General features: G+C 74.1%; 20 protein-coding genes. 16 read left to right on the top strand and 4 right to left on the bottom strand.

What is annotated here, in order from left to right; translation table 11 throughout:
* Positions 1 to 241 precede the first annotated feature (241 nt).
* From ACFV61_RS21060 to ACFV61_RS21020, 9 genes are all read left to right on the top strand, one after another.
* Complete coding sequence (locus tag ACFV61_RS21060) at positions 242 to 1,651, top strand: sensor histidine kinase (RefSeq protein ID WP_279634894.1); 1,410 nt, start codon at positions 242 to 244, stop codon at positions 1,649 to 1,651.
* On the top strand, positions 1,603 to 2,268 hold the full coding sequence (locus tag ACFV61_RS21055) for a response regulator transcription factor (protein WP_063347646.1): 666 nt from the start codon (positions 1,603 to 1,605) through the stop codon (positions 2,266 to 2,268). Before ACFV61_RS21060 ends, ACFV61_RS21055 begins: the two co-directional genes overlap by 49 nt.
* A 201-nt stretch (positions 2,269 to 2,469) precedes the next feature.
* Positions 2,470 to 4,095 carry a DUF2637 domain-containing protein gene (locus ACFV61_RS21050; RefSeq protein WP_380493222.1) on the top strand — a complete coding sequence of 542 codons (1,626 nt, stop codon included), beginning with the start codon at positions 2,470 to 2,472 and terminating at the stop codon, positions 4,093 to 4,095.
* A 152-nt stretch (positions 4,096 to 4,247) separates the two neighbouring features.
* A complete protein-coding gene (locus tag ACFV61_RS21045; RefSeq protein ID WP_380428533.1) occupies positions 4,248 to 5,537 on the top strand; it encodes a DUF6986 family protein in 1,290 nt (429 codons plus the stop codon).
* 111 nt (positions 5,538 to 5,648) lie between these two features.
* A complete protein-coding gene (locus ACFV61_RS21040) occupies positions 5,649 to 6,305 on the top strand; it encodes a YigZ family protein (RefSeq protein WP_063347643.1) in 657 nt (218 codons plus the stop codon).
* A 124-nt stretch (positions 6,306 to 6,429) separates the two neighbouring features.
* Entirely contained in the window at positions 6,430 to 6,744 is a 315-nt protein-coding gene (locus ACFV61_RS21035) for a cupin domain-containing protein (RefSeq protein ID WP_079135597.1), read from the top strand.
* Positions 6,745 to 7,012: 268 nt separating this feature from the next.
* Positions 7,013 to 8,911 carry a hypothetical protein gene (locus ACFV61_RS21030; protein ID WP_380493221.1) on the top strand — a complete coding sequence of 633 codons (1,899 nt, stop codon included), beginning with the start codon at positions 7,013 to 7,015 and terminating at the stop codon, positions 8,909 to 8,911.
* A gap of 114 nt (positions 8,912 to 9,025) precedes the next feature.
* Positions 9,026 to 10,732: a restriction endonuclease gene (locus ACFV61_RS21025; RefSeq protein WP_380493219.1), complete on the top strand. Its 1,707-nt coding sequence runs from the start codon at positions 9,026 to 9,028 to the stop codon at positions 10,730 to 10,732.
* Positions 10,733 to 11,060: 328 nt separating this feature from the next.
* Positions 11,061 to 11,789, top strand: coding sequence for a ZIP family metal transporter (locus ACFV61_RS21020; protein WP_063351112.1), 729 nt, complete (start codon positions 11,061 to 11,063; stop codon positions 11,787 to 11,789).
* 75 nt (positions 11,790 to 11,864) lie between these two features.
* Here ACFV61_RS21020 and ACFV61_RS21015 read toward each other — a convergent pair whose 3' ends face one another.
* Positions 11,865 to 12,479, bottom strand: a complete 615-nt coding sequence (locus ACFV61_RS21015; RefSeq protein WP_380493217.1) for a MarR family winged helix-turn-helix transcriptional regulator — start codon at positions 12,477 to 12,479, stop codon at positions 11,865 to 11,867.
* Between the two features lie 167 nt (positions 12,480 to 12,646).
* Here ACFV61_RS21015 and ACFV61_RS21010 point away from each other — a divergent pair, with 167 nt between their 5' ends.
* Positions 12,647 to 12,979 carry a DUF2218 domain-containing protein gene (locus tag ACFV61_RS21010; RefSeq protein ID WP_063347639.1) on the top strand — a complete coding sequence of 111 codons (333 nt, stop codon included), beginning with the start codon at positions 12,647 to 12,649 and terminating at the stop codon, positions 12,977 to 12,979.
* Here ACFV61_RS21010 and ACFV61_RS21005 read toward each other — a convergent pair.
* Positions 12,952 to 13,623: a phosphatase PAP2 family protein gene (locus ACFV61_RS21005; protein WP_380493215.1), complete on the bottom strand. Its 672-nt coding sequence runs from the start codon at positions 13,621 to 13,623 to the stop codon at positions 12,952 to 12,954. The two genes, ACFV61_RS21010 and ACFV61_RS21005, sit on opposite strands and share 28 nt — an antisense overlap.
* 490 nt (positions 13,624 to 14,113) lie before the next feature.
* Positions 14,114 to 15,454 (bottom strand): 4-aminobutyrate--2-oxoglutarate transaminase, encoded by a 1,341-nt coding sequence (gene gabT / locus ACFV61_RS21000; protein WP_380345341.1) that lies wholly within the window; start codon positions 15,452 to 15,454, stop codon positions 14,114 to 14,116.
* 300 nt (positions 15,455 to 15,754) lie between these two features.
* Here gabT and ACFV61_RS20995 point away from each other — a divergent pair, with 300 nt between their 5' ends.
* The 3 genes from ACFV61_RS20995 to ACFV61_RS20985 all read left to right on the top strand — a co-directional run bounded on the left by ACFV61_RS20995 (position 15,755) and on the right by ACFV61_RS20985 (position 21,152).
* Entirely contained in the window at positions 15,755 to 17,791 is a 2,037-nt protein-coding gene (locus tag ACFV61_RS20995; protein WP_380493213.1) for an ATP-binding protein, read from the top strand.
* Between the two features lie 153 nt (positions 17,792 to 17,944).
* Positions 17,945 to 19,510 carry a PucR family transcriptional regulator gene (locus ACFV61_RS20990; protein ID WP_063347636.1) on the top strand — a complete coding sequence of 522 codons (1,566 nt, stop codon included), beginning with the start codon at positions 17,945 to 17,947 and terminating at the stop codon, positions 19,508 to 19,510.
* 199 nt (positions 19,511 to 19,709) lie between these two features.
* The gene (locus ACFV61_RS20985; RefSeq protein WP_380493211.1) at positions 19,710 to 21,152 is read left to right on the top strand and encodes an aldehyde dehydrogenase family protein; all 1,443 of its coding nucleotides are present in this window, start codon (positions 19,710 to 19,712) and stop codon (positions 21,150 to 21,152) included.
* Here the strand turns inward: ACFV61_RS20985 and ACFV61_RS20980 are convergent.
* The gene (locus tag ACFV61_RS20980) at positions 21,133 to 21,336 is read right to left on the bottom strand and encodes a hypothetical protein (RefSeq protein ID WP_380493209.1); all 204 of its coding nucleotides are present in this window, start codon (positions 21,334 to 21,336) and stop codon (positions 21,133 to 21,135) included. The two genes, ACFV61_RS20985 and ACFV61_RS20980, sit on opposite strands and share 20 nt — an antisense overlap.
* A gap of 84 nt (positions 21,337 to 21,420) precedes the next feature.
* Here ACFV61_RS20980 and dxr point away from each other — a divergent pair, with 84 nt between their 5' ends.
* The 3 genes from dxr to ispG all read left to right on the top strand — a co-directional run bounded on the left by dxr (position 21,421) and on the right by ispG (position 25,378).
* Positions 21,421 to 22,650: a 1-deoxy-D-xylulose-5-phosphate reductoisomerase gene (gene dxr, locus ACFV61_RS20975; RefSeq protein ID WP_063347633.1), complete on the top strand. Its 1,230-nt coding sequence runs from the start codon at positions 21,421 to 21,423 to the stop codon at positions 22,648 to 22,650.
* Between the two features lie 119 nt (positions 22,651 to 22,769).
* Positions 22,770 to 24,074, top strand: a complete 1,305-nt coding sequence (locus ACFV61_RS20970) for an RIP metalloprotease (protein WP_107452864.1) — start codon at positions 22,770 to 22,772, stop codon at positions 24,072 to 24,074.
* A 143-nt stretch (positions 24,075 to 24,217) separates the two neighbouring features.
* Positions 24,218 to 25,378, top strand: coding sequence for a flavodoxin-dependent (E)-4-hydroxy-3-methylbut-2-enyl-diphosphate synthase (gene ispG, locus ACFV61_RS20965; RefSeq protein ID WP_063347631.1), 1,161 nt, complete (start codon positions 24,218 to 24,220; stop codon positions 25,376 to 25,378).
* The last annotated feature ends 148 nt before the right edge of the window (positions 25,379 to 25,526 follow it).

Genomic DNA, 25,526 nt, shown 5'->3' with positions numbered 1-25,526 from the left:
GCAGGGGGGACCCTGTGGGAGAGTAGGACGCCGCCGAACAATCATTCACAGAGAACCCCCATCCGGGAAACCGGATGGGGGTTCTTTGCATTTCCAGACAATCTCAATAATCCGCTCGGGCTATGTCCACCCGCAGGTGGTGCTAGGACCACCTCGCAATTGGGGTGGCATGGCCAGTGCCTGGAGCGGGTCGTTCGTGAACACTTGTGGAGGACGATCGAGACCGGCATCAGGAGCTTCCGTGGCAACAGCGAGTCGAACGAGCGGTGCGACGGTGCGCGCGCAGACCGAGGCGGCCGTCGCGTCGGGCGGCCAGGGGCTGGCGCGGCTGGCTCTCCTGGTGGTGGGCGCGGTGCCGGGGCTGGTGCTGCCGGTGGGGGCGGCGATGGCGGCGGGTGGGGTCACGGCCTCGGTCTTCCAGGATTCCTACTACCCGGTGGTCCTGTTCGGCCTCGCGGTGGCGGCCGTCGCCGGCGCCCTGGTGGCGGCTCTGTTCGTGCGCCGCACGGCGAGCCGGACGCGCCAGCAGCTGGAGCGCTGGTACGGCATCCGCCTGCCGGCCGTGTACCAGCCACGGCCCGCGTTGGAGCTGGACGAACGCGGGCACTGGTGGACGGGCTACTCGTACCACCGCTCCCGGATGGTCGCGAAGTACGCGCAACTGCTGCACTGGGGCGCCCGGGACCGGACGACCCGATCGGAGGTGGCCTGGCTGGCCATCAGCCCCGCCCTGGTGGTGGCGCTGGCGGGCCCGGTGGCCGTCCTGATGGTGCTGGGCGTGGCCTGCATCCTGACGCCGCTGTCTGTGGACGGGTTCGGGCCGGTGCCCGCACGCCTGGTGTCGGTCCTGCTGAGCGCCGTGCTCGGGCTCGGCATGGTGGCGGTCGGGGTGCTCGTGGCGCCGTACGCGGTGCGCGGGTACGCCGAGGCGGCCCGCCGGGTGCTGGACCAGGACGGCCGGGCGACGCACGCCCAGCTGACCAGGCGGGTGGCCGAGCTGACCGAGACCAGGGCGGACGCGGTCGGCGACCAGGCGGCGGAGCTGCGGCGGATCGAGCGGGACCTGCACGACGGCGCGCAGGCGCGGCTGGTCGCGATAGGGATGACGCTGGGCACGATCGAGCACCTGATGGACACCGACCAGGCGGCCGCCCGGGAACTGCTCTCCGAGGCGCGGCAGTCCTCGGCCCGGGCGCTCCAGGAGCTGCGGGACCTGGTCCGCGGCATTCACCCGCCGGTGCTCGCCGAGCGTGGACTGGGCGACGCCGTGCGCGCCTTGGCGCTGGACAGCGCCCTGCCGACCGAGGTGTGCGTGAGCCTGCCGGACCGTCCGCCGGCGCCGGTGGAGGCGGCGGCCTACTTCAGCATCTGCGAGCTGCTGGCCAATGCGGCCAAGCACTCCGGGGCGGAGCAGGTGTGGGTGGACATCCTGTACCGGGCCGGGCTCCTGCGGATCACGGTGACGGACGACGGGGTGGGCGTGGCGGATCCGTCCCGGGGCACCGGCCTGCGCGGGATCGAGCGGCGATTGGGTACCTTCGACGGTGTCCTCGCCATCGACAGCACGTCGGGCGGTCCGACCACCATCACCTTGGAGCTGCCGTGCGAGTTGTCCTCGCCGAGGACCTCTACCTCCTTCGCGAAGGCCTGATCCGACTGCTGGAGGCGCACGGTTTCACCATCGCCGCGGCCGTGGAGACGGGCCCCGAACTGCTGGAGGCGTTGCTGACCCACCGGCCGGACGTGGCCGTGGTCGACGTCCGGCTGCCCCCGACGCTCACCGACGAGGGGCTGCAGGCGGCGCTGAAGGCCCGCAAGGAGATCCAGGGCTTGCCGGTGCTGGTGCTGTCGCAGCATGTTCAGCAGCTGTACGCGCGCGAGCTGCTGGCCGACGGCACCGGCGGGATCGGATACCTGCTGAAGGACCGGGTGTTCAACGCCGACCAGTTCATCGACGCGGTCCGCCGGGTGGCGGCCGGCGGAACGGCGATGGACCCGGACGTGATCGCGAAGCTGATGCAGATCACCTCGCGTCGGCCCGGCCCGTTGCTGCGGCTGTCCCCGCGCGAGCGCGAGGTGCTGGAGCTGATGGCCGAGGGCTGCTCCAACTCGGCAATCGCCGCCCGTCTGGCGGTCAGCGACGGTGCGGTGGCCAAGCACATCGCCAACATCTTCACCAAGCTCGAACTGGCCCCCGCCGAGGACGCCAACCGCCGGGTGCTCGCGGTGCTGACCTACCTCAACGGAACGGCCGGGCCGAAGGGCTGACGATCCGCCCGGTCCACGGCGGGCGGGTCGTCAGCCCCGGACGGTGACACGCCAGGCTGCGGAAACGCTGAAACAGGTGTACGAGTAAACTCCGGTGGGCCGAGCCCGGAGGTCGCTCAGCCGTCCGGCGCCCCGACAAGCGGGAACCGGCAGCCGAGGCAGCGTACGGCAGCAGCCGACATCCAGGGGTTGATAGACGTAATGGCACGCCCAACGCTCACCAAGGCCCATCGGGGCCTGCTCGGCCTGGTCGCGGCCGGCGCCTGCATCATCTCGGGCATCGGCTTCGCGGGCTCGTACAACGCGGTGCGCGAACTGGCCCAGGAGAAGGGCTTCGGGGCCTTCTCCTACGCCTTCCCGATCGGCGTCGACGCCGGCATCGTCGTGCTCCTCTCGCTCGACCTGGTACTGACCTGGCTGCGGATTCCCTTCCCGATGCTGCGGCAGACCGCCTGGGTGCTGACCGTCGCCACCATCGCCTTCAACGCGGCCGCCTCCTGGGGCGATCCGCTCGGCATGGGGATGCACGCCGTCATCCCGGTGCTCTTCGTGGTCGTGGTCGAGGCCTCCCGGCACGCGGTCGGCCGGATCGCGGCGATCACGGTCGACCGGCACATGGATTCGGTCCGGATGATGCGCTGGCTGCTCTCCCCGGTGCCGACCTTCAAGCTCTGGCGCCGGATGAAGCTCTGGGAGCTGCGCTCCTACGACGAGGTCGTCCGGCTGGAGCAGAACCGCCTGGTCTACCGGGCGCAGCTGCGCTTCCGGTACGGCCGCGGCTGGCGCCGCTCGGCGCCGATCCAGGCCCTGCTGCCGCTCAAGCTGGCCAAGTACGGGGTGCCGCTGGACCCGGCGCTGTTCGACCGTCTGGACGAGGAGGCGCGCGAGCGCGAGGCCCGGGAGGCTCTGGCGGAGAAGGAGGCACTGGAGCTCCAGCGGCAGGACGGCCGCGCCGCCACGGCCATCGCCCCGGCCGAGGCCGCCGCCCCCGCGGCTCCCGTCGCCGCCGCCCCCGCTTCGGCCCGCCCGGAGCCGGCCCGGCAGGCGCAGCAGATACCGCAGGTCCAGCCCCAATCCCAGGCCCAGGCTCAGACCCACGTCCAGCCCCAGCCCCAGCCCCAGCCCCAGCCCCAGCCCCAGCCCGAACCGGCCGCGGCCCCGGCTCCGGTCGCCGTCGCGCCGATGTCCGCCGAGGTGGCCGCGCCGATGCTGGCGAAGCTGGCAGCCGTCCGGCTGCGTGCCGCGCAGGAGCCGAACGGCGTGGCGGAGGAGGCCCCGCAGCCGCACCGCGAGGAGCTGAACGTGTGGACCGAGCGCCCGGTGCGCACCACGGGCCACCCGTCCGACGCCGCCCCCGGCGGGCGGGTGCCCGGCCAGGCCTCGCCGTGGTTCAAGCCCCCGCGTCCGGTCGCCGAGGAGCCGGTCCTCCCGCAGCAGCCCCAGGCCCAGGTCGCCCAGGAGGCGGGGTTCGCCGCCGAGCCGCAGCCCCGTCACCCGGGGCAGCCCCTTCCGGCTGGGCAGCCCGCTCCGGCCGAGCAGCCCGTCCACGGCGAGCAGTTCGTTGCGGCCGAGCAGCCACCCGTCCACGACGAGGAGTCCGCGCCGCGCTCGGCCCCGTCCCGGCTGGATCCGGACCTGGCCTATGACGCGCTGGTCAGCTACATGGACAACCACGAGCACCAGCCCGACCCGCAGCGCCTCGCCGAGTGGCTGACCAAGCAGTACGGCGTCACCGGCAACCGTCCGGACGGCTCGGTCCACCCCAAGGACGTCGCCGAGCTCTACCCGCAGCTGCGCGACCGCTACGCCGCCGCCGGGAGGGACTGACCAGGGCCGCCTCGGCCGGACGCCCCGTGGAACGTTCCTCCGTCGAACGCTTCTCCGTCCACCGCTCGGTCGGCCGTTGACGCCCGATCCGGCCGGAGCTACCTTCTCCTCAACAAATTGTTGAAGTGCTGGTCCGGCGTGGAGGAGTGCGGATGTCGCAGGTCGAGGTCGACGGTAACGGACCGACGGGCGGGGCCTCCTTCTCCGCCGCCGCCCGCGCCGCCGTGGAGGCGCTGCTCGCCCCGGTCGACGCCGACCTGGCGCGCCGCTACCCCGGCGACACCGGTACCAGGCAGCCGGTGCACACCGTCTACGTCCCGGCCGACGCCTTCGCCGCCGACACCGTACGGGAGTGGGGCCGCCAGGCTCTGGAGGCCTTCGACACCCACGCCGGCACCCCCGCCGAGCTGGCCCGCGCCCTCGGCCTGGCCGACGACGAGCTGCTCGCCGACGTGCACGCCCGGGTCCGCGCCAAGCTGGAGCGCGAGCCGGTCGAGGACCTGCGGATCGACTTCGAGGACGGCTACGGACCCCGCCCGGACGCCGAGGAGGACGCCGCCGCCGTCCGCGCCGCCGAACTGGTCGCCGCCGCCGTGGCCGAGGATGCCGCGCCGCCGTACCTCGGCATCCGGATCAAGTGCATGGAGGCGGCCGTCCGTGACCGCGGCATCCGCACCCTGGAACTGTTCCTGGCCACCCTGCTGGCCGGCGGCGGCCTGCCGGACGGCCTGGTCCTCACCCTGCCCAAGGTGACCTACGCCGAGCAGGTCACCGCGCTGGTCCGGCTGCTGGAGGACTTCGAGTGCCGCGCTGGGCTGCCCGCCGGCCGGATCGGCTTCGAGATCCAGATCGAGACCACGCAGGCCATCCTCGGCCCGGACGGCCGGGCCACCGTGGCCCGGATGATCGAGGCCGCCGAAGGCCGCGCCACCGGGCTGCACTACGGCACCTTCGACTACAGCGCCTCCTGCGGCGTCAGCGCGGCCCACCAGAGCATGGACCACCCGGTCGCCGACCACGCGAAGGCGGTCATGCAGGTGGCCGCAGCCGGCACCGGCGTCCGACTCTCCGACGGCTCGACCAACGTCATCCCGACCGGCTCCACCGAACAGGTGCACGCCGCCTGGAAGCTGCATCACGACCTGGTCCGCCGCTCGCTGGCCCGCGCCTACTACCAGGGCTGGGACATGCACCCGGCGCACCTGCCGACCCGCTACGTCGCGGTGTACTCCTTCTACCGCGAGGGCCTGGCGGCCGCCGCAGCCCGGCTGGCCGCGTACGTCGCCAAGGCGGGTGGCGACGTGATGGACGAGCCGGCCACCGCCCGGGCGCTCAGCGGCTACCTGCTGCGCGGCCTGGACTGCGGCGCCGTCGACCCGGCCGAGGTCACCGCGCTGACCGGCCTGGACCGCGCCCGGCTGGACGCCCTGGCCGGGCGCTGACCCCGCGACCGGCCGACGAAGCCCGGCCAGGGCCTAGGCTGGCGGTGCCGCCCCGGGACGCCCGGGGTGTGCGCCGCCAGCCGTCGCCGTTTCCGGGAGAACCACCGCGTCATGTCCGCCACGCCGGAACCGACCGCCAGGCCGTACCTCACCATCCGGCGGGCCGGCAGCCACGAGACCGAGATCAAGAAGTCCCGGTTCATCTGCCACCTCGCCCGGGTCGCCGACGAGGAGGAGGCGCAGGCCTTCATCGCCGGCATCCGCAAGCAGTACTGGGACGCGCGGCACAACTGCACCGCCTTCGTGGTCGGCGACGAGCAGCGCCGCGAACGCTCCAGCGACGACGGCGAGCCCGGCGGCACCGCCGGGGTGCCGATGCTGGAGGTGTTGCGCCGGCGCGGCCTGACCGACACCGCCGCCGTGGTGACCAGGTACTTCGGCGGCATCAAGCTCGGCGCGGGCGGCCTGGTGCGGGCGTACGGGAACGCGGTGTCCGAGGCGGTGGACGAGATCGGTCTGCTGGAGCGGCGGCCGGTGGCCCTGCTCGCGGTGACGGCCGACCACGTGCGCGCCGGGCGGGTGGAGAACGACCTGCGGGCGGCCGGCTACACGGTGAGCGACCTGGCCTACGAGCCGGCCGGGGTGCGGATCGAGGTGGGCGTGCCGCAGCCGGAGGTGTCGGCCTTCCACGCCTGGCTGGCCGAGGCGACCGGCGGTACCGCCGTCGCGGTCCCGGCCGGCCGGACGTACGTCGAGGTGCCGGTCTGATACCGGAGCAGGCGGGCGGCGGCGCTTTCGGCCACCTATTCGGCCAGATCGCGGCCGATCCGTTTCGGAGCCTTGCGGGGCGTGCCTAGCCTGGTCCGGTCGTCGAGCAGGAAGCCGCCCCGAGATGCCCGTCGTCCAGACCGTCACCCTGCCGCCGGGGGCCAGCACCGGCTGGCACTACCACCCGGGCCGGGTGGACGTGGTGGTGCTGTCCGGGACGCTGACCCGGACCCTGCACGATGGCCGGGTCGAGGTCAGCCGGGCCGGGGACTCGCTGGTCGAGGAGGCCGGACCGGTCCACGTCCACGTGGGGCGCAACCTCGGGGACGAGCCCGTGGTGCTGATCGCGAGCTACGCCGCCCCGGCCGGTTGCCCGTTGGCGGTGCCGGTCGCGGAGCCCGCGTGGAGTCGCAGTGGCGCCCGGCCCGCCGAGGCCTGACCTGCTGAGGCCTGACCAGGGCTGCTCCGGCTCTGTCACCCGTGCCCCGTCGCCCGCCGTCCGCCGTCCGGCGACGAGGGGGCGGGCCCGGGAGCCGCGCCACGCGGTGCACGGCTTGAGCAGATTCACCCGAACGTATTGACGTGGCCCGGAGTTGGAACTTCCGCTCCGGGCCGTGGCGTTTCCTGGGCAAGGATCCGGCCGAACCGGACGAATAACCCATCGATGGAGGACACCAGACCCCACCCCGCACCACGGAGGTATGCGCATGACCTCAGACCGCTTTTCGTCGCCCGCCGGCGCCGACCTGACCGGCCCCGCGACGCCCTACCGGATGACCGTCACCACCACCCTCCCGCACCGCGAGGCCGTCGCCCTGGCCGACGAGCAGCTCGCCGCCTGGCTGAAACAGGAAGGCTGCGAGGAGCCCCCGCCGGCTCCCCGTGCCCTCACCGGGCCGCCCCCGGCCGGACCGGCCTCGACGGGGACGCCTCCAACCCGACCGAAACCGCCCGAACTGACGCCCCCTGGGCTGACGACGTCCGGACCGACGCAGCCCCGATCGGCCCCCGCCGCCGAGCGACTGCGCCTGGGCGACCGCGTCCTGCTCGACCGCGACCAGGGCCCGCTGCGCGGCGGCCCGGCCGCCGGCCGCTACGACCGCCGGCGCCTGCGCACCCCGACCCCGCACGGCACCCAGCAGCTCACCCTGACCGTGGCCACCGCGGCCGACGGCCCCACCTGGGTCCGGCTGGAGGCCGAGACGCACAGCACCGGCAACGGCGTGCGGACGCCCTGCCGGGTGCCGGTGCCCGAACTCGCCCGCACCCTCCTGCCGCTGCTCGACGCCACCGACGGCCCGGCCGCAGTCCACCCGGCCCCCCGGGTGATCACCGCCGGCGAGGTCGACGGCCTGATCGACGAGCTCTGCGACCCGGAGCGCCGGCTGCCCGTCGTGGTCGCCAGCGTCCCGGTGAACCTCCCGCTCGAACGCTGGGTCGAGGACGTCGTCCGCCCGCTCTGCCACCAGCTGCCCGGCCTGGCCACCGCCTACGTCCTGGACCCGGGCGCCCGGACCGGGTTCAACGTCGCGCTGGAGTACCACAGCGTCTACGGCGGAGCGGTGCGCACCTACCTACCCGAGGTCGACCCCGCCTCCCGGTGCGACGGCGCCCGGCACCCGGTGCTCGCCCGGGGGCGAATAGAGCAGGACCTCCGCCGCGCGGCCGGGCTGCTCGCCCGCGAGCCGCGTCGGCTCGCCGCCGACCTGCCGCTGCCACCCACGCTGGCGGCCGTCCCGGTGCTGCGGGTCGCCCCGGCGCCGCCCCGCGCGGCCGTCAGCCCGGCCGGGGACCCGGCCGCCGCCCGCGCCGAGCTGGCCGCGCTCGTCCGGGAGGAGCAGCAGGACCGCGCCGAGCAGCAGGCCAGGGCCGACGAGCTGGAGCGGGTCCGGCGCACCCTGCGGCACGAGCGCCGGGACAACCGCGTGGGTCGGGACAGCCGGGACAAGCAGGACGGCCGCGAGGGTCATGAGGGCCGCGACCGTCCGGAGCTCCGCGAGCGCCACGACGGCCGGGACGGCCACGTACGGGCCGGCTCCCGTGCCCTCACCGGGCGCCACTGCATCCTCCAGGGCGCCGCCGGGCACTTCGCCGCCAAGCCGTCCGCCCGGCCCGGAAAACCGGAGACCTTCACCGAACTCATGGCCAGGATCGACGAGTTCACGCTGCTGACCTTCACCGGTGACCAGAAGAACGCGCTCGCCCTGGACGGGCTCCGGTGCTCCGGCGCGGGCTGGGCCCGGCTCGCCTGGGACGGGCTGACCGCCCTTCAGGAGTACGCCGAGGCGGCGGTCCGCGGCGCGGCCGGCGGCGACTTCAAGCAGTGGTGCGAGCACACCCCGGAGGGCTGCCACCACTTCCCGCCCCGCAAGGCGGTGCGCGGGGAGTCCCGGACGGTGTTCAGCCACACCAAGTGGAAGCGCGAACGGATGCTGCCCGTCCCGGAGAGCGTGGACGCCTCCCGGCGCGCCTTCATGGGCGCACACCTGCGGATCGGCGGCGGCCGTACCGCGCCTCGGCTGCACTACCTGGACGACTGCTCGGGCAGTGGCCGGATCTATGTCGGCTACATCGGCCTGCACCTGACCAACACCCGGACCAACTGAGAGGCTGGGCTGACCACTGCCGCCCGTTCGGTGGACAATGTCCGGCAGGGGCGGGCCGCAGGGTCGCCGGCCGCCCCGGGCAGGCGCCGGACGAGCATGGGGGAACGACGACCGATGCAGCACTCAGCAGACGGCCAGCCCGACGGCACCGCCACCGTCCAGTTCCCCCGGCCGGGCTTCCTCGCCTCGGTCTTCAGAGAGTTCAACACCGACCAGGGACAGGGCCAGGGCCTGGACCCGGACGCCGCCGACCCCGGCCCGGCCGCCCCCGGTACGCCCGGTGACGGCATGCCCGGTGACGGCGCGTCCGGTGGTGGCGGGTCCGGCGACGGTGCGTCCGGCGACGGCCCGGCCGAGCCCGAGGAGTCCATCGCCGCCCACGGCCGGGCCGCCGCCCTGACCCACCACCGCACGCTCACCGTTCAGGCTGAGCACGACCGGCTGGCCGACCTGCTCCGGCGGGCCGCACTGCCCGTCTCGGCCATGGACTTCGAGAGCCAGCTGCGCCACTACGAGCCCCGCCCCTACCCGGCCGACGGGCCGGAGACCGGCAGCGAGGCCGAGCCCCGCTGGGCGGACTTCGCGCCCGCCGGGTCGGCCACCGCCGACCCCGACGGCGCCCCGGCCCGTCGCCTGCTCGACTCCGGTTACCAGCGCGAACTCGCCCAGGCCCGGCTGGCCCACCAGCGTTCCCTGCGCGAGTGGCGCACCCGCCGGGCCGAGGCCGACAACCCGGCCGCAGACGAGTCCCGGCGCGTCCACGAGGCGGCCGAGGAGGCCCGGGCCCGCGCCGTGCGCGAGTACAACGAGAGCCTGGAGGAGTGCCGACGGGCCTACCGGCTGTCCGAGCCGGCCGCCGTGGAGTCACTGCTGGAGCGGGCGCTCGCCGCGGCCGAGACCGCCACCCAGGACCTGCCCGCCCCCTGCCGGGCGGTCTTCCGCCCGCTCACCCGTACCGCCGTGCTGGACCTCGACCTGCCGCCGCTCGACCTGGTGCCCTCGCTCACCGGCTACCGGCTCGCCCCGGACGGCGACATCGTCCCGGTCCCGCGCCCGCCGGCGGACCGGGCCACCGACTATCTGCGCCTGGTCGCCCGGCTCGCCCTGCGCGCCCTCCAGGCCGCCGACGCCGTCGACACCGACGAGATACTCGCGGGCGTCGTGCTCAACGGCTGGCTGCGCGAGCCCGGCACCGCCGAACCGCTGTGCTTGGTCAGCGTGGACGCCGACCGCGACGCACTGGCCCGCACCCGGCTGCTGCCGCCCGCCACCCCGTACGAGGAGCGCGACGACGAAGGCGTCTACGCCGACGCCGAGCAGGACGAGGCGCTCGTCCGGCTGCGCCAGCTCGGCGCCGCCGTCACCCCGGACCCGTACGGCCGCGTGGGCGTGCAGCCCGCCGCGCAGGCGGGTGCCGCCGTACCGGCCGCACCCGACCTGTCCGCGAACGAGTTCGCCCAGCTGGTGCGCGACCTGCTCACCCGCGGCGGGCTCGCCGAGTGGAGCGTGCGGCTGCGCGGCCCGGCCGGACTGGTCGCCACCGGCGAGGGGGCCCCGGGCAGTGCGCTGCCCGGCCGCTGGGTGGTCTGGGCCTCCCGGGGCGCCGCGCCGGTCAGCGCGGAGGAGATCGTCACCCTGGCCGAGGCCGTTCAGGAGGAGTCCGCCGAGCGCGGCCTGCGGCTGACCACCGGCCGCTTCGCCGACGAGGCCCTCGACCTCACGGGCGAGGAGAGCCACCGCCACATCCACCTGGTCGACGGCGACGGCGTGAGCGAACTCGCCCGCACCCACCTCGGCCTGCCCCTCGCCGCAGGCCGCTGACCCCACCTCCGGTCCCCGCCCCCACCCTCGTCCCCGTCCCCGTCTTCGCAGCTCACCCCGACGGACCGCCCGGCGGGCGCGCCCCCGCACCCGACCCGAGGCTGGGGAACGGGCACCGGCGGAGCAGCGGCACCCCGGGCGATCACCGTCGAACGGTCGTCCGATACGGTCGGCGGTCGGCCCGGCCACGGGCGGACCCCAGGGGGAGAGGAATGGGCAGAGCGCCCGGCAGACCACACGGCGGCACCCGCCGGCGCCCGCACAGCGGATCGACCCACCCGGAGGCGGCCCGGTGACCGCCGTCCTGGTCGCCGCCGGGGCGTTCCTGATGACCCTGATCGGCGGTTTCGTCGCCCAACGCACCGGCGACCGCCGCCACCTCGTGCTCGGCTTCGCCGCCGGCCTCATGCTCGGCGTGGTCGCCTTCGACCTGCTGCCCGAGGCCATGCGCCAGGCACCGGACGAGGTGCACGGCGTGCCGCAGGCGCTGCTGATGTTCGCGGTCGGCTTCCTCACCATCCACGTGGTCGAGCGCGCGGTCGCCATCCACCGCGGTCACGAGAGCGAGTACGCCGAGCACACCCATGGCCACCAGCACGCGCACGCCCACCACGCCGGGCGCCAGGGCGTCGGCCTGACCGCCGCGCTGGCCCTGGTCGGGCACAGCGTGATGGACGGCTTCGCGATCGGTGCCGCCTTCCAGGCCGGCACCACGGTCGGAACGGTCGTCGCCATCGCCGTCGTCGCCCACGACTTCGCCGACGGCTTCAACACGTACACGATCACCCGGCTCTACGGGAACAACCGGCGGCGGGCGCTGACGCTGCTCGCGGCGGACGCGCTGGCCCCGGTGTCCGGCGCCGCGATCACCCTGGCCTTCACCATCCCCGAGCACCTGCTCGGCCTCTACCTCGGCTTCTTCTCCGGGTTCCTGCTCTACCTGGCGACCTCCGACATCCTCCCGGAGGCCCACAGCCCGCACCCCTCCCGCAGCACCCTGCTCTGCACCGTCGCCGGGGTGGGGTTCATGTGGCTGGTGATCGGCCTCGCCACCTAGGGGCAGGGCAGGCCGGGACGGGCCGGGACGGGGTCTAACGCGGCGGGCCGCCCAGCGCAGCCGACCGCTCCCGCGTCACCGTGCTGTGCCCGGGGGCGCCGTCCGCGGTGGTGGACCGGCTGCGAGGAAGCGGGCCTCGGCGGCGCGCAGCACTCGCAGCAGCACTTCCTGCTCGTCGGGACCGACCTCGCCGAAGTACTCCTGGGCCACCTCGTGCCGGACCTGCCCGATCCGTTCCACCGCTGCGCGGCCCGCCTCGGTCAGCAGGATCCGGACCGCCCGCCGGTCGGCCGGATCGGGCCTGCGCTCGACCAGGCCGGCCTCCTCCAGTGCGTCGACCACGGTGGTCGCCGAGCGCGGGGCGATGTGCAGCCGCTCGGCGAGGTCGCTCAGCCGCATCGCGCGGTCCGGCAGCTCGCAGCCGGGCGCGTGGGCCAGGGTGTTCAGCGCCCGGGCCTGGCCGGGGGTGATGCCGTACGGCTCCAGCCGCCACCCGGTCTGCCGACGGATCCGCTTGATCGCCCTGGTCATCGTGTCGGCCAGCTCGGCGGCGGTGTCCGAGGCCGTGGTGTCCGAGGCGGCGGTGTCCGAGGCCGCGTCCGAAGCCGTGGTGTCCGAGGCGGTCGCCTCGGCAGGGGCGCCGGGCGGGCCGGGGGAGGGGTCCGCCGGGTCGGTCGGCGTGGTGGTCATCGGCGGTCTCCTCGGCAGGCGTCCGCCCCAGGGTATCGGCCGGTCCGGGGCCGGCGGCCGACAGCGGACGGCACCCGGAGAAAAATGTTGAGCTTGGCTCAGTACTTGGGTTAGCGTAGCCCCAACTGAGGGGACCCTAAGTTCCCTCCCAGGATCCTGGAGGGCCCGTGCCCCGCTCCGAAGCCCGCGTCACCACCGACCGCCCCACCCGCTACGCCAAGCAGCTCGCCGCCCACATGGGCCGCAAGATCGAGGCCACCTTCTCCGAGGAGACCGGCCGCGGCACCCTGGTCTTCGGCGCCGGCACCGCCACCCTGGAAGCCCGGCCCGACGCGCTGCTGCTCACCGTCGAGGGCGAGCGGGAGAACCTGCCCGGTCTGGAGGACGTCGTCGGCCGCCACCTCGTCCGCTTCGGCGCCCGCGACGAACTCGTCATCGAATGGCACCGCGACAACGGCGAGACCGGCCTCGTTCACCGCAACGACGACCCCGAGGCCTGACCGCCGCCGCCCCCGCCGCCCGGCCGGGGCAGCCACCGGGCCAGCCCCCACAGCACCAGGGCGGCCAGGCACCAGCTGGCCACCACGTCCAGCAGCCAGTGGAAGTCGCTCCACACCAGCCCCGCGCCGACGCCCACCGCCAGCAGCCCCGCGCCCGCCGTCAGCAGGCGCGCCGCCCACGGCCCCGCCACCCGCACCAGCAGCAGCGCCGCCACCCCGTACGAGAGCGACGCGGTGGCGGTGTGCCCGGACGGGTACCAGCCCCACTGCCCCGGCGTCAGCGGATCACCGAGCGGGCCCGGCCGGGCGAACGCCGCCTTGGCCGGCACCACCAGCAGCGGGATCAGTCCGGCGGTCAGCGCCGCCACCGGCAGCGGCAGCCACCAGCGCCCCGCCGCCCCCGTCCGGCGCCACCGCCACGCGGCCAGCACGCCGGCCGCCAACAGCACCGGGATCGCGGGCACGCTGTCGCCCAGGTCGGACAGGACCTGGCCCAGCTGGTCCAGCAGCACGCTGGGGTGGTCCCGGTGGGCGCTCCGGACGGCTCCGCGGACCGCGCGGTCCCATCCGAGCAGCGGGCCGTCCGCCGCCACCTGCCACGACACCAACAACAGGACGACCACCGCCGTCAGCGGCACGGCCACCGAACGGGCCACCCGGCCCGGAACGCCGGACAGCCGCCCCGGAGCAGGGGGGAGAGCTCCGGGGCGGCTCTGATGATCGCCGTTCCGTGCGCCCCGGGGGGTGTGGGTCGGACGGTCGGTCGATCGGTCTTCGGTGGACGCCACCCCTCCCGGGGCGGCCTGGTTGTCCTCGCGGCACGCATGCGGACCCGCCGTCGGGGGCGACCCCGCAAGCGGCTCCGCCCATGGCTGCGGCTCGCTGTCCATCGGTGATGACACTACGTCAACAGCCCTTCCGCACCGAGCGCCTTCAGCGATTCCCCACATCATCTTCACCCCGCCCCGGGCGGCCCTCCGGGAGCCCCGACGACCTGGCCCGACCGGGCGTCGGGCCCGTCCGACCGGCCGGTGACAACCGAACGGCCCGCGAGGACCAGAGGTCCCCACGGGCCGTTCAGCGCTGTCCGGACAACCCTCCGGAGGGGGTTCACGACCTGACGGGCGATACCGTTCAGACGGCGGTGAAAGCGCCCTCCAGGATGTCCAGGCCCTCGGCCAGGAGGTGCTCCGCGATGACCAGCGGCGGCAGGAAGCGCAGCACGTTGCCGTAGGTGCCGGCGGTCAGCACCACCAGGCCCTCGGCGTGGCAGGCCTTCGCGATGGCCGCGGTGGCCTCCGCGTTCGGCTCCTTGCCGCCCGGCTTCACCAGCTCGACGGCGATCATCGCGCCGCGGCCGCGGATCTCGCCGATGATGTCGAACTTCTCCTGCATCGCCCGCAGGCGGCCCAGCATGATCTCGCCGATCCGCTGCGCCTTGCCGTTGAGGTCCTGCTCCTTCATCGTCTCGATGGCGCCCAGCGCGGCCGCACAGGCCACCGGGTTGCCGCCGTAGGTGCCGCCCAGGCCGCCCGCGTGCGCGGCGTCCATGATCTCGGCGCGACCGGTCACCGCCGCCAGCGGCAGACCGCCGGCGATGCCCTTCGCGGTGGTGATCAGGTCCGGGACGATGCCCTCGTCCTCACAGGCGAACCACTGGCCGGTACGGCAGAAACCGGTCTGGATCTCGTCCGCGACGAACACGATGCCGTTCGCCTTCGCGTACTCCACGATCGCCGGCAGGAAGCCCTTGGCCGGCTCGATGAAGCCGCCCTCGCCCTGGATCGGCTCGATGATGATCGCGGCGACGTTCTCGGCGCCGATCTGCTTGTTGATGATCTCGATCGCCTGCGCGGCGGCCTCGGCGGCGCAGTTCTCCGCACCCGTCAGCCAGCGGTACGGGTAGGCCACCGGCACCCGGTAGATCTCCGGGGCGAACGGGCCGAAGCCCTGCTTGTACGGCATGTTCTTCGCCGTCAGGCCCATGGTCAGGTTCGTACGGCCGTGGTAGCCGTGGTCGAACACCACGACGGCGGTGCGCTTGGTGTAGGCGCGGGCCACCTTCACCGCGTTCTCGACCGCCTCGGCGCCCGAGTTGAACAGCGCGGTGCGCTTGTCGTGGTCACCCGGGGTCAGCTCGTTCAGCTGCTCGGCGACCGCCACGTAACCCTCGTACGGGGTCACCATGAAACAGGTGTGGGTGAAAGCGGCCAGCTGCTCGCTCGCCTTCGCCACCACGGCCTCGGCGCTGTTGCCGACGTTCGTCACGGCGATGCCGGAGCCGAAGTCGATCAGCGAGTTGCCGTCCACGTCCTCCAGCACGCCGCCGTTGGCACGGGACACGTACACCGGCAGGGTGGTGCCGACACCGGCCGCCACCGCACCCAGCTTGCGGGCCTGCAGCTCCTGCGACTTCGGACCGGGGATCGCAGTGACCAGGCGGCGCTCCTGCGGGAGCGGCGTTGCGGCGCTCATGGGGTTCTCCAGACTTCTCGGCTCGGTGCTTCGCAGGCTACGGCCGCCCTCCCCGGCCGGGCATGCGCCACTCGGTAGCACTGAGCCGTCCGACTTGTCCGGCACGGCCAGCGCGGGTGGTGCGACTGCCAGCAGGCCCCGCTCCACTACATTGAGCGCGGGCGTGTCGCCGGTACGGCGGCATGGGTATGGCGGCACCGACGGCGATCGGGCCGGGCGGGCGAGGGAGCGGGGCCGTACATGGCGCACGACGGGGCACACCACCACACCGATCGGACCACCACCGGACCCCCGGCCCCCATGCCCCGCCAACGGCCCGGCACCCGCACCGACGGGGCCCCCGCCTTCGACCTCCCCACCTGGGCCGCGGCCCCGCGCCCGGAAGCCGAACCCGGCGTCTACCGGCTGGGCTACCGCCCGCTCGACCCGGAACGGGCGGAGGCGGCCCAGGTCGCGGCCTGGCCGCTGCTCCTACGGGCGGGCCTCAACGCGGTGGTGGGGTGGTTCGCCTATCTCTACGGCACGCAGCTTCTGATGTACGTGCTCGTGTGGTTCGGCGGACAGGCCGGCATCGGCCCGCTCGCGTCGCCGTCCGAGTCCGAGGCCATGTTCACGCTGCTGGTGGCCAACGCGCTCGTGATCGGCGTCGTCATCAAGCTCTTCGGCCGGATGGGCCGTTGGCCCGAGGTGTGGCGGCGGTACGTGTCGCCGTTGCTGTCGCGGGCGGTGACGCAGGAGCAGCCCGCCGAGGAGGGCGTGGCGGTGGCCCAGGTGGTGCGGCGGCTGGACCCGTGGGGCGGGCTGCGGCAGGGCGGGGCGGCTGAGGCGGCGGGGCGGCTGGAGCGGGAGGCGGTCGGGGACGTCGACTACGTGCGGATCCAGCGGGCGTGGGAGTCGGCGCAGGCGGATCCGGCGTTCGTGCCGGCCTTCGTCGAGCAGGTGGTGGCGCGCGGTGGGGCGGCCTTCGCGCACCCTTCGGAGTCGCGGGAGCTGGCGGACCGGGCTGAGCGGCACGATCTGCTGCTGGGCCAGGTCTGCCTGGGGACGGCCCAGGACGTGCCGAAGAACCCGCTGAGTCATCGGGCGGCCGGGTTCGCGCTGGATCCGGCGCTGCTGGGCACGTCGCTGCTGGCGGTGGGTCCGGCGGGGACGGGGAAGACGGCGCGGCTGGCGCGGCCGGTGGCGGAGGCGTTGTGTCTGCAGGCGCTGGCCGGTACCGCGTGTGTGGTGGTGGTGGGGGCGGCGGACGCGGATCTGGGCCCGGACGCCTGGTACGACGTGGTGATCGCGCCCGGTGATCCGGCGTCGGTGTACGGGCTGGACCTCTACGGTGCGGCGCAGGATCCGGACGAGGCGGCCGCCCGGCTGGCCGAGGCGCTGCTGCCGGACGAGTTGACGGCGCGCGCGGAGAACGCCCGGACGGCGCTGCAGCAGGTGGTGGGCCCGTTCCACGCCGCGTACGCCCGCTATCCGGGGGTGCGGGAGCTGCGGGCGCTGCTGGCCGGTGAGCCGGACGTGCTGGCGGCTCTGGTGAAGGCGCTCGGGGTGGCGGGCCGGCTGGCCGTGTACGAGCGGGACCTGGAGCACCGGGAGCGTCAGCGCGGCCGGGCGGACGATCCCGGGGCGCTGCTGGCGGACCGGCTGGCGCTGCTGGACCGGCCGGCCTTCGAGGGCGCCTTCGCGACGGACGGCACGGGGCGGCCCCCGTTCGCGATGCGGGTGCTGGACCATCCGTTGCGGGTACGGGTGAAGTTGCCGGAGCGCAGCCATCCGGAGGCCGCGCGGATGCTGTCCCGGTTGGTGGTGGGTCAGTTCGTGCAGGCGGCGGGGGCCCGTACGGACCGTTCGCTGTTCGCGGGCCTGGTGGTGGACGACGCGTCGGCGGCGCTGGACGCGACCGCTGTGCGCGGGGTGCAGCGGATGCGGGGGGTGAACGCGGGCGCGGTGCTGCTGCTGCGCACGCTGGTGGATCTGCCGGAGGCGCTGCGGGCGCCGTTGTTCGGCGCGGTCGGCTGCCGGATGGCGTTCCCGGGGATCGCGCCGTGGGACGGCCGGCTGTTCTCGGAGGCCTGGGGGACGCACCTGGTGCAGGAGACCGCGGTGACCCACACGCCCGACACCTCGGGTGGCGTGGTGCGGCGGGCCGGGCGGTTGGGGCGGCGGGCGTTGTCGGGGACGGCGGCGCAGACGGAGTCGGTGACGACGCGGGACGTGGAGCGCCTGCGCTGGTCGCCGTCGGATCTGGCGCACGCGCTGCCGGCGGGGCATGCGGTGGTGTCGTTGACCGCGGTGTCGGGGGAGCAGGTGCCGCCGTTGCTGGTGGATCTTCGGGGCTGACGGGGCGCGGGGCGGAAGCTCGCCTTCACGGTGGATTCGGCAGTGCCGGTTGTCCGGAGCGTCCATAATGAGGGGGAGAGACTCTCACTTGTCCCATTGCCCTCTCCTCGCCCGGCCGCAACGGCGCGGTCAGGTCGATCCCCCGAAGGTGCCATGCCCCCCACACTCGCCTCCGTTGTCCGTAACAGTTCGCTCCATCTGACGGTCCTCGCCGGCGCGGATCACCTGGAGCGGCCGGTCCGCTGGGTGCACACCAGCGAGCTGGACGACCCGACGCCGTTCCTGGAGGGTGGCGAGCTGCTGCTCACCACCGGGATCAAGCTGGGCCGTACGGCGGCCCAGTTGCAGGCGTATGTGCACCGGCTGGCCGATGCCGGGGTGGTGGGGCTGGGCCTGGGGGTGGGGCTGTCGCACACGGAGGTGCCGCAGCCGCTGGTGGACGCGGCCGCGCAGCGGGGGCTGCCGCTGCTGCGGGTGCCGGAGCCGACGCCGTTCATCGCGATCAGCAAGGTGGTGTCGGCGGCGCTGGCCGCGGAGCAGTACGAGGCGGTGACGACCTCCTTCGAGGCGCAGGAGGAGTTGACCCGGGCCGCGCTGGGCAAGGACGGCACGACGGCGGTGGTGCGCCGGCTGGCGGCCCGGCTGGGCGGCTGGGCGGCGCTGTACGACGGGTCGGGGGCGCTGTCGGTGGTGGCGCCGGACTGGGCGGCGCGCCGGGCGGGGCGGCTGGCGGCGGAGGTGGACCGGCTGCGCCGGCGTCCGGCGCCGTCGAGCGCAGCGTTGCAGGGGCGGGCGCCGGGGATCGACACGGCGGACGAGGACTACGTGGTGGTCCAGTCGCTGGGGGCGGACCGGCGGGCCCGGGGCTTCCTGGCGGTGGGCACCGAGGACCGGATCACCCCGACCGAGCGGTACGTGCTGAACGCGGCGGTGGCGCTGCTGACCCTGACGCTGGAGCGCTCGCGCGAGTTGCGCCAGGCCGAGGAGCGGATGGGCGCGGCGCTGCTGCGGATGGTGCTGGCGGGCGAGGTGGCGACGGCCCGCCAGGTGGCGCTGGGGCTGTTCGGCGGTATGCCGGAGGGGACGATACGGGTTCTGGTGGCCGGTGCCGGGCCGAACGCGGAGGCCGCGGAGGCGCTCGGGGAGCTGGGCGACCGGGCCGAGCAGGCGGGCGCCCGGGTGGGCGAGAAGCTGCTGGTGGCGCGGGAGGACGGCGCGCACGGGGCGCGGCTGATGGTGCTGGCGCTGGACAACGGGGCGGTGCACCGGGCCTGTCTGGGCGTGGTGGAGGAGCACGAGGGCCTGTCGCTGGGCGTGTCGGCGCCGGCCGCGCTGGAGGACGCGGGGACGGCGCACGCGCAGGCCGAGCGGGCGCTGGCGGTGGCGCTGCGCGGTGGCCGACGGTCGGTGGACCACGAGGAGGTCGGCGCGGGGTCGCTGCTGCCGCTGCTCGGCGAGGACGCGGTGACGGCGTTCGCCGAGGGGCTGCTGCGGCCGCTGCGCGAGCACGACCGGACGGCCCGCGGCGATCTGGTGGCCTCGCTGCGGGCGTGGCTGTCCCGGCACGGGCAGTGGGACGCGGCGGCGGCCGATCTCGGGGTGCACCGGCACACGCTGCGCTACCGGATGCGGCGGGTCGAGGAGCTGCTGGGGCGTTCGCTGGACGACACCGACGTGCGGATGGAGCTGTGGCTGGCGCTGCGCTCCGGCGAGGAGTAGGTCGCACCCGGGCCGCACCGAGCCGTACCGGGCAGGGCCCCGTCCGGGCTCGGCCCGGGAGGCCCTGGACGGGATGGAGCAGCGTCGGGGGCGAACGCTCCGAGTCGGCCAATCCGGTCGGTGCGCCGCCCCACCTACCCTCGGGTTCGGGTCCCACACCCGTGGGCCCGATGACGACGAGGAGAGGGCCGGTACCACGGTGACCACCACGTACGATTTCTGGCTGGCCGGCCGACGGGCGAGCGGCGACGCCGACTTCGAGGTGCACAACAGCTGGGACGGCCGTCTGGTCGGCAAGGTGAGCATCCCGGCCGAGGCCCAGGTCGAGGAGGCGCTGGACGCCGCCGTCGCCGCGCTGCCGGTCTTCGCCGCCACCCCGGCGCACGTCCGCTCCGCCGCGCTGGACCACGTGGCCAAGCGCCTGGCCGAGCGCACCGAGGAGCTCGCCCAGCTGATCACCGCGGAGAACGGCAAGCCGATCAAGTGGGCCCGTGGTGAGGTCGGCCGCGCGGTGTCGGTCTTCCGCTGGGCGGCCGAGGAGGCCCGCCGGACCAACGGCGAGACGATGCGGCTGGACACCGACCCGGGCGGCGTGGGCCGTTTCGCGGTGGTGCGCCGCTTCCCGCGCGGTGTGGTGCTGGGGATCGCCCCGTTCAACTTCCCGCTGAACCTGGTCGCCCACAAGGTCGCCCCGGCGATCGCGGTCGGTGCCCCGATCATCCTGAAGCCGGCCCCGGCGACGCCGCTGTCGGCGATGGTGCTGGGCGAGATCCTGGCCGAGACCGACCTGCCGGCCGGTTCGTGGAGCATCCTGACGGTGCCGAACGACCGGATGCCGGCGCTGGTGCAGGACGAGCGCCTGCCGGTGATCTCGTTCACCGGTTCGGACAAGGTCGGCTACCAGATCATGGACTCGGTGCCGCGCAAGCACTGCACCCTGGAGCTGGGCGGCAACGCCGCGGCCGTGGTGCTCGCCGACTGGTCCTCGGAGGCCGACCTGGACTGGGCGGCCACCCGGATCGCGATGTTCGCCAACTACCAGGGCGGCCAGTCCTGCATCTCGGTGCAGCGCGTGATCGCCGACGCGTCGGTGTACGACGCGCTGGTGGAGAAGGTCGTGGCCAAGGTCAAGGCGCAGGTCACCGGTGACCCGAACGACGACGCGACGGACGTCGGCCCGCTGGTGGACGAGAACGCCGCGAAGCGGGTGGAGTCCTGGGTGGACGACGCGGTCGCCAAGGGCGCCAAGGTGCTCGCCGGCGGGGGCCGCGAGGGTGCGACCTACGCGCCGACCGTGCTGGCGGAGCTGCCCGCGGACGCGATCCTGGCCAAGGCCGAGGTGTTCGGCCCGGTCCTGTCGCTGCACCGGGTGGACGGCGTGGACGAGGCCTTCGCGGCCGTCAACGACTCGGCGTTCGGCCTGCAGGCGGGCGTGTTCACCCCGACCCCGCGCACCGCCCGAACGGCCCCCCCCGCGCCGGCTGCGGGGGGGGGGGTGATCACGGCACCGCCCGCCCGACGCGCCCCGCCCATGCCGTACGGCGGCGTCAAGGACTCCGGTGTCGGCCGTGAGGGCGTCCGGTACGCGATGGACGACTACACGGTCGAGAAGGTCCTGGTCCTCAGCGGCCTCGACCTCTGAGCGAACCCGTGAGTGAAGGGCTCGGTCCGGTGACCGGGCCCTTCGCCCGTTCCGGGGCCAGGTCGGCCCAGCCGCGCTGTCCGTCCGCGACGGAGACGGCCTCCTCGACCGTGGCGTCGCCGTCGAGCGGCCGTGCGAGCTTCGGCGCGATCTGTCCGTGGCCCCCGGCGATGACGGTGCGCATGGCTCCGACGGCAGCCCGGGGCGCGGGGCGGCGTCCTGCCGGGAGGCGTCCTGCGCGGGGCCCCGGGCAGGACACAATGGGCGCATGACTTCGCTCGCCCACCCGCAGCTGCGGTTCACGCCCACCGTGCAGGACCCTTCCGGCCCCCGGGAGCTGGTGATCCTCGGTTCGACCGGGTCGATCGGCACCCAGGCCATCGACGTGGTGCTCCGCAACCCGGACCGGTTCCGGGTGGTCGCCCTGTCGGCGGCCGGCGGCCGGGTGGAGCTGCTCGCCGAGCAGGCGCTGCGGCTGGGCGTGCACACGGTGGCGGTGGCGGACCCGGCGGCCGAGCCGGCGCTGCGCGCGGCGCTGGCGGCGAAGGCGGCGGGTGCTGCGCTGCCGACGGTGCTGGCGGGGCCGGACGCGGCGACCGAGCTGGCCGCGATGGAGTGCCACTCGGTGCTGAACGGCATCACCGGGTCGATCGGGCTGCGGCCGACGCTGGCCGCGCTGAGGGCGGGCCGGGTGCTGGTGCTGGCCAACAAGGAGTCGCTGATCGTCGGCGGCCCGCTGGTGAAGGCGGTGGCGCGGCCGGGGCAGATCGTGCCGGTGGACTCCGAGCACGCGGCGCTGTTCCAGGCGCTGGCGGGCGGCACCCGGGCCGAGGTCCGCAAGCTGGTGGTGACGGCCAGCGGCGGTCCGTTCCGCAACCGGACGCGTGAGCAGCTGGCCGGGGTGACGCCGCAGGACGCGCTGGCGCACCCGACCTGGGCGATGGGCCCGGTGGTCACGATCAACTCGGCGACCCTGGTGAACAAGGGCCTGGAGGTGATCGAGGCGCACCTGCTGTACGACGTGCCCTTCGACCGGATCGAGGTCGTGGTCCATCCGCAGTCGGTGGTGCACTCGATGGTGGAGTTCACCGACGGTTCGACGCTGGCGCAGGCCAGCCCGCCGGACATGCGGATGCCGATCGCGCTGGGTCTGGGCTGGCCGGAGCGGGTGCCGGACGCCGCCCCCGGCTGCGACTGGACCAAGGCCGCGACCTGGGAGTTCTTCCCGCTGGACGACGAGGCCTTCCCGGCGGTGGAGCTGGCCCGCGAGGTGGGCACCCTGGGCGGTACCGCGCCGGCGGTCTTCAACGCGGCCAACGAGGAGTGCGTGGAGGCGTTCCTGAAGGGGCGCCTCGCTTTCACGGGAATCGTGGACACTGTTGCCAAGGTCGTCGCCGAGCACGGCACGCCCGTGCCGGGAACTTCCCTGACGGTCGAGGACGTCCTGCACGCGGAGGACTGGGCCCGCGCCCGGGCCCGCGAGCTGGCGGCGGGCTGACGGCGGCGGGTTGACGGCGTGGGCCGTTTCCGGCCGGGTGCACCCGTACCGGGTGTCCGGCTGGGCGTGACTGCGGTAAGACAAGACGACGAGCAGAGCGGCATGACGGAGGGCCAGCGGTGGCAATGGTTTTGACGGTGGTCGGCATCCTGGTCTTCGCGGTCGGGTTGCTCGTCTCGATCGCCTGGCACGAGCTCGGCCACCTCTCGACGGCCAAGCTGTTCGGCATCCGGGTGCCGCAGTACATGGTCGGCTTCGGCCCGACGGTCTGGTCGCGGAAGAAGGGCGAGACCGAGTACGGCTTCAAGGCGATCCCGCTGGGCGGCTACATCCGGATGATCGGGATGTTCCCGCCGGGTGCGGACGGCCGGATCACCAAGCGCAGCAGTTCCCCCTGGCGCACCATGATCGAGGACGCCCGGGAAGCCTCCTACGAGGAGCTCCAGGAGGGCGACGAGCACCGGCTGTTCTACACCCGCAAGCCGTGGAAGCGCGTCATCGTCATGTTCGCCGGGCCGTTCATGAACCTGGTCCTGGCCTTCGGGCTGTTCCTGACGGTCATGATGGGCTTCGGCGTCTCGACGGCGGTGCCGACCATCGGCTCGGTCGCCCAGTGCGTGGTCAAGGCCGGCTCGCCGACCGACGTGTGCCCCGCGGACGCGCCCAAGACCCCCGCCAACGAGGTCGGGCTGCGGCAGGGGGACAAGGTCCTCTCCTTCGGCGGGGACCGGATCCGCGACTACGACCAGCTCCAGGCGGACATCCGGAAGTCGGCCGGCCAGCAGGTCGAGATCCTGGTCGACCGGGGCGGGCAGCAACTCGTCCTCAAACCCGTCATCGCCGTCAACGACGTGCAGAAGTACGACGGCAACGGCGTGCCGCTCAAGGGCCAGACCGTGCAGGCGGGCTTCCTCGGCTTCACCCCCAAGCAGGGGGTCGTCCAGCAGAGCTTCGGGCAGTCCCTGGACCGGATGGTCGGCATGGCCGAGAACGGGGTGAAGTCGCTGGCCGCGCTGCCCGGCAAGATCCCCGGTCTGTGGAACGCCGTCGTCGGGGACTCCCCGCGTGACCCGGACTCGCCGATCGGCATGGTCGGCGCCGCCCGGGTCAGCGGTGAACTGGTGAGCATGGACCTGCCCGCCAGCCAGCGGGTGGCGATGTTCGTCAACCTCCTGGCCGGGATCAACCTCTCGCTCTTCCTGTTCAACATGCTGCCGCTGCTCCCGCTGGACGGCGGCCACATCGCGGGCGCGGTCTGGGAATCGGTCCGCCGCCGATTCGCTCAGCTGTTCAAGCGGCCCGATCCCGGCCCCTTCGACGTCGCCAAGCTGATGCCGGTGGCGTACGTCGTGGCCAGCGTCTTCATCGGTTTCACCCTGCTGGTGATGGTCGCCGACCTGGTGAACCCGGTGAAGATCAGCTAGAGCGTTCGGGTACGGCGGGTGTGCTGGGGTCCGGCGCCGTGCCGTACCGTGGAGGCCGGGTGCGCGATCCAGGCGTGCCCGGCCTCGGCCGTCCCACTGGCCGGGCGGTCGACCACACCTCAACCCCGGGGAACCCTGCGCACATGACCGCGATCTCGCTCGGTATTCCGTCCCTGCCGCTCAAGCCGCTCGCCAAGCGCCGTGTATCCCGGCAGATCATGGTCGGCAACGTACCGGTCGGCGGTGACGCTCCCGTCTCGGTGCAGTCGATGACCACCACCGTGACCGCGGACATCAACGCCACGCTGCAGCAGATCGCCGAGCTCACCGCGTCCGGGTGCCAGATCGTCCGGGTCGCCGTCCCCACCCAGGACGACGCCGACGCGCTGCCGATCATCGCCAAGAAGTCCCACATCCCGGTGATCGCCGACATCCACTTCCAGCCGAAGTACGTCTTCGCCGCGATCGACGCCGGCTGCGCCGCGGTCCGCGTCAACCCGGGCAACATCAAGGCCTTCGACGACAAGGTCGGCGAGATCGCCAAGGCCGCCCGGGGCGCCGGCGTGCCGATCCGGATCGGCGTCAACGCCGGCTCGCTCGACAAGCGCCTGCTGGAGAAGTACGGCCGTGCCACCCCCGAGGCCCTGGTCGAGTCCGCGCTCTGGGAGTGCTCGCTGTTCGAGGAGCACGACTTCCGCGACATCAAGATCTCGGTCAAGCACAACGACCCGGTCGTGATGATCAACGCCTACCGCCAGCTGGCCGCCGCCTGCGACTACCCGCTGCACCTCGGCGTCACCGAGGCCGGCCCGGCCTTCCAGGGCACCATCAAGTCCGCGGTGGCCTTCGGCGCGCTGCTCGCCGAGGGCATCGGCGACACCATCCGGGTCTCCCTCTCCGCCCCGCCGGCCGAGGAGATCAAGGTCGGCAACCAGATCCTGGAGTCGCTCGGCCTGCGCCAGCGCGGCCTGGAGATCGTCTCCTGCCCGTCCTGCGGCCGCGCCCAGGTCGACGTCTACAAGCTGGCCGAGGAGGTCACCGCCGGCCTGGAGGGCATGGAGGTGCCGCTGCGCGTCGCCGTCATGGGCTGCGTCGTGAACGGCCCGGGCGAGGCCCGCGAGGCCGACCTCGGCGTCGCCTCCGGCAACGGCAAGGGCCAGATCTTCGTCAAGGGCGAGGTCATCAAGACCGTCCCCGAGTCGAAGATCGTCGAGACCCTGATCGAGGAGGCGCTCAAGCTCGCCGAGCAGATGCAGGAGGCGGGCGTCGAGGCCGGTACGCCGACCGTCGTCGCCGCCGACTGACCACGCAGGGTCCGCGCGGTGCGCCGCGCGCAGTCTTCCGGAAGCGGGGGGGGGCGGGGGCGGCCGGCCCCGCCGGCGGCGGGGGGGGGGCCCCGGGCCGGGGGGGGGGGGGGGGCCGCGGTGTTCCGGGGGGGGCCGCCGGGGTCGC

Source organism: Kitasatospora sp. NPDC059817 (assembly GCF_042731835.1).
Classification (GTDB): Bacteria; Actinomycetota; Actinomycetes; order Streptomycetales; family Streptomycetaceae; genus Kitasatospora.
The sequence above is the reverse complement of the archived record's forward strand: the minus strand, read 5'-3'. Positions and strand labels throughout refer to the sequence as shown.

Excerpts from the sequence above, each read along its gene's own strand:
- ACFV61_RS21020 (WP_063351112.1), top strand. The coding sequence starts at position 11,061 with ATGACCCTGATCGGCGGTTTCGTCGCCCAACGCACCGGCGACCGCCGC.
- ACFV61_RS21050 (WP_380493222.1), top strand. The coding sequence starts at position 2,470 with ATGGCACGCCCAACGCTCACCAAGGCCCATCGGGGCCTGCTCGGCCTG.
- ispG (WP_063347631.1), top strand. The coding sequence starts at position 24,218 with ATGACCGCGATCTCGCTCGGTATTCCGTCCCTGCCGCTCAAGCCGCTC.
- ACFV61_RS21015 (WP_380493217.1), bottom strand. The coding sequence starts at position 12,479 with ATGACCACCACGCCGACCGACCCGGCGGACCCCTCCCCCGGCCCGCCC.
- ACFV61_RS21025 (WP_380493219.1), top strand. The coding sequence starts at position 9,026 with ATGCAGCACTCAGCAGACGGCCAGCCCGACGGCACCGCCACCGTCCAG.
- ACFV61_RS21035 (WP_079135597.1), top strand. The coding sequence starts at position 6,430 with ATGCCCGTCGTCCAGACCGTCACCCTGCCGCCGGGGGCCAGCACCGGC.
- ACFV61_RS21045 (WP_380428533.1), top strand. The coding sequence starts at position 4,248 with ATGTCGCAGGTCGAGGTCGACGGTAACGGACCGACGGGCGGGGCCTCC.
- ACFV61_RS21030 (WP_380493221.1), top strand. The coding sequence starts at position 7,013 with ATGACCTCAGACCGCTTTTCGTCGCCCGCCGGCGCCGACCTGACCGGC.
- dxr (WP_063347633.1), top strand. The coding sequence starts at position 21,421 with ATGACTTCGCTCGCCCACCCGCAGCTGCGGTTCACGCCCACCGTGCAG.
- gabT (WP_380345341.1), bottom strand. The coding sequence starts at position 15,454 with ATGAGCGCCGCAACGCCGCTCCCGCAGGAGCGCCGCCTGGTCACTGCG.
- ACFV61_RS20990 (WP_063347636.1), top strand. The coding sequence starts at position 17,945 with ATGCCCCCCACACTCGCCTCCGTTGTCCGTAACAGTTCGCTCCATCTG.
- ACFV61_RS20995 (WP_380493213.1), top strand. The coding sequence starts at position 15,755 with ATGCCCCGCCAACGGCCCGGCACCCGCACCGACGGGGCCCCCGCCTTC.
- ACFV61_RS20980 (WP_380493209.1), bottom strand. The coding sequence starts at position 21,336 with ATGCGCACCGTCATCGCCGGGGGCCACGGACAGATCGCGCCGAAGCTC.
- ACFV61_RS21040 (WP_063347643.1), top strand. The coding sequence starts at position 5,649 with ATGTCCGCCACGCCGGAACCGACCGCCAGGCCGTACCTCACCATCCGG.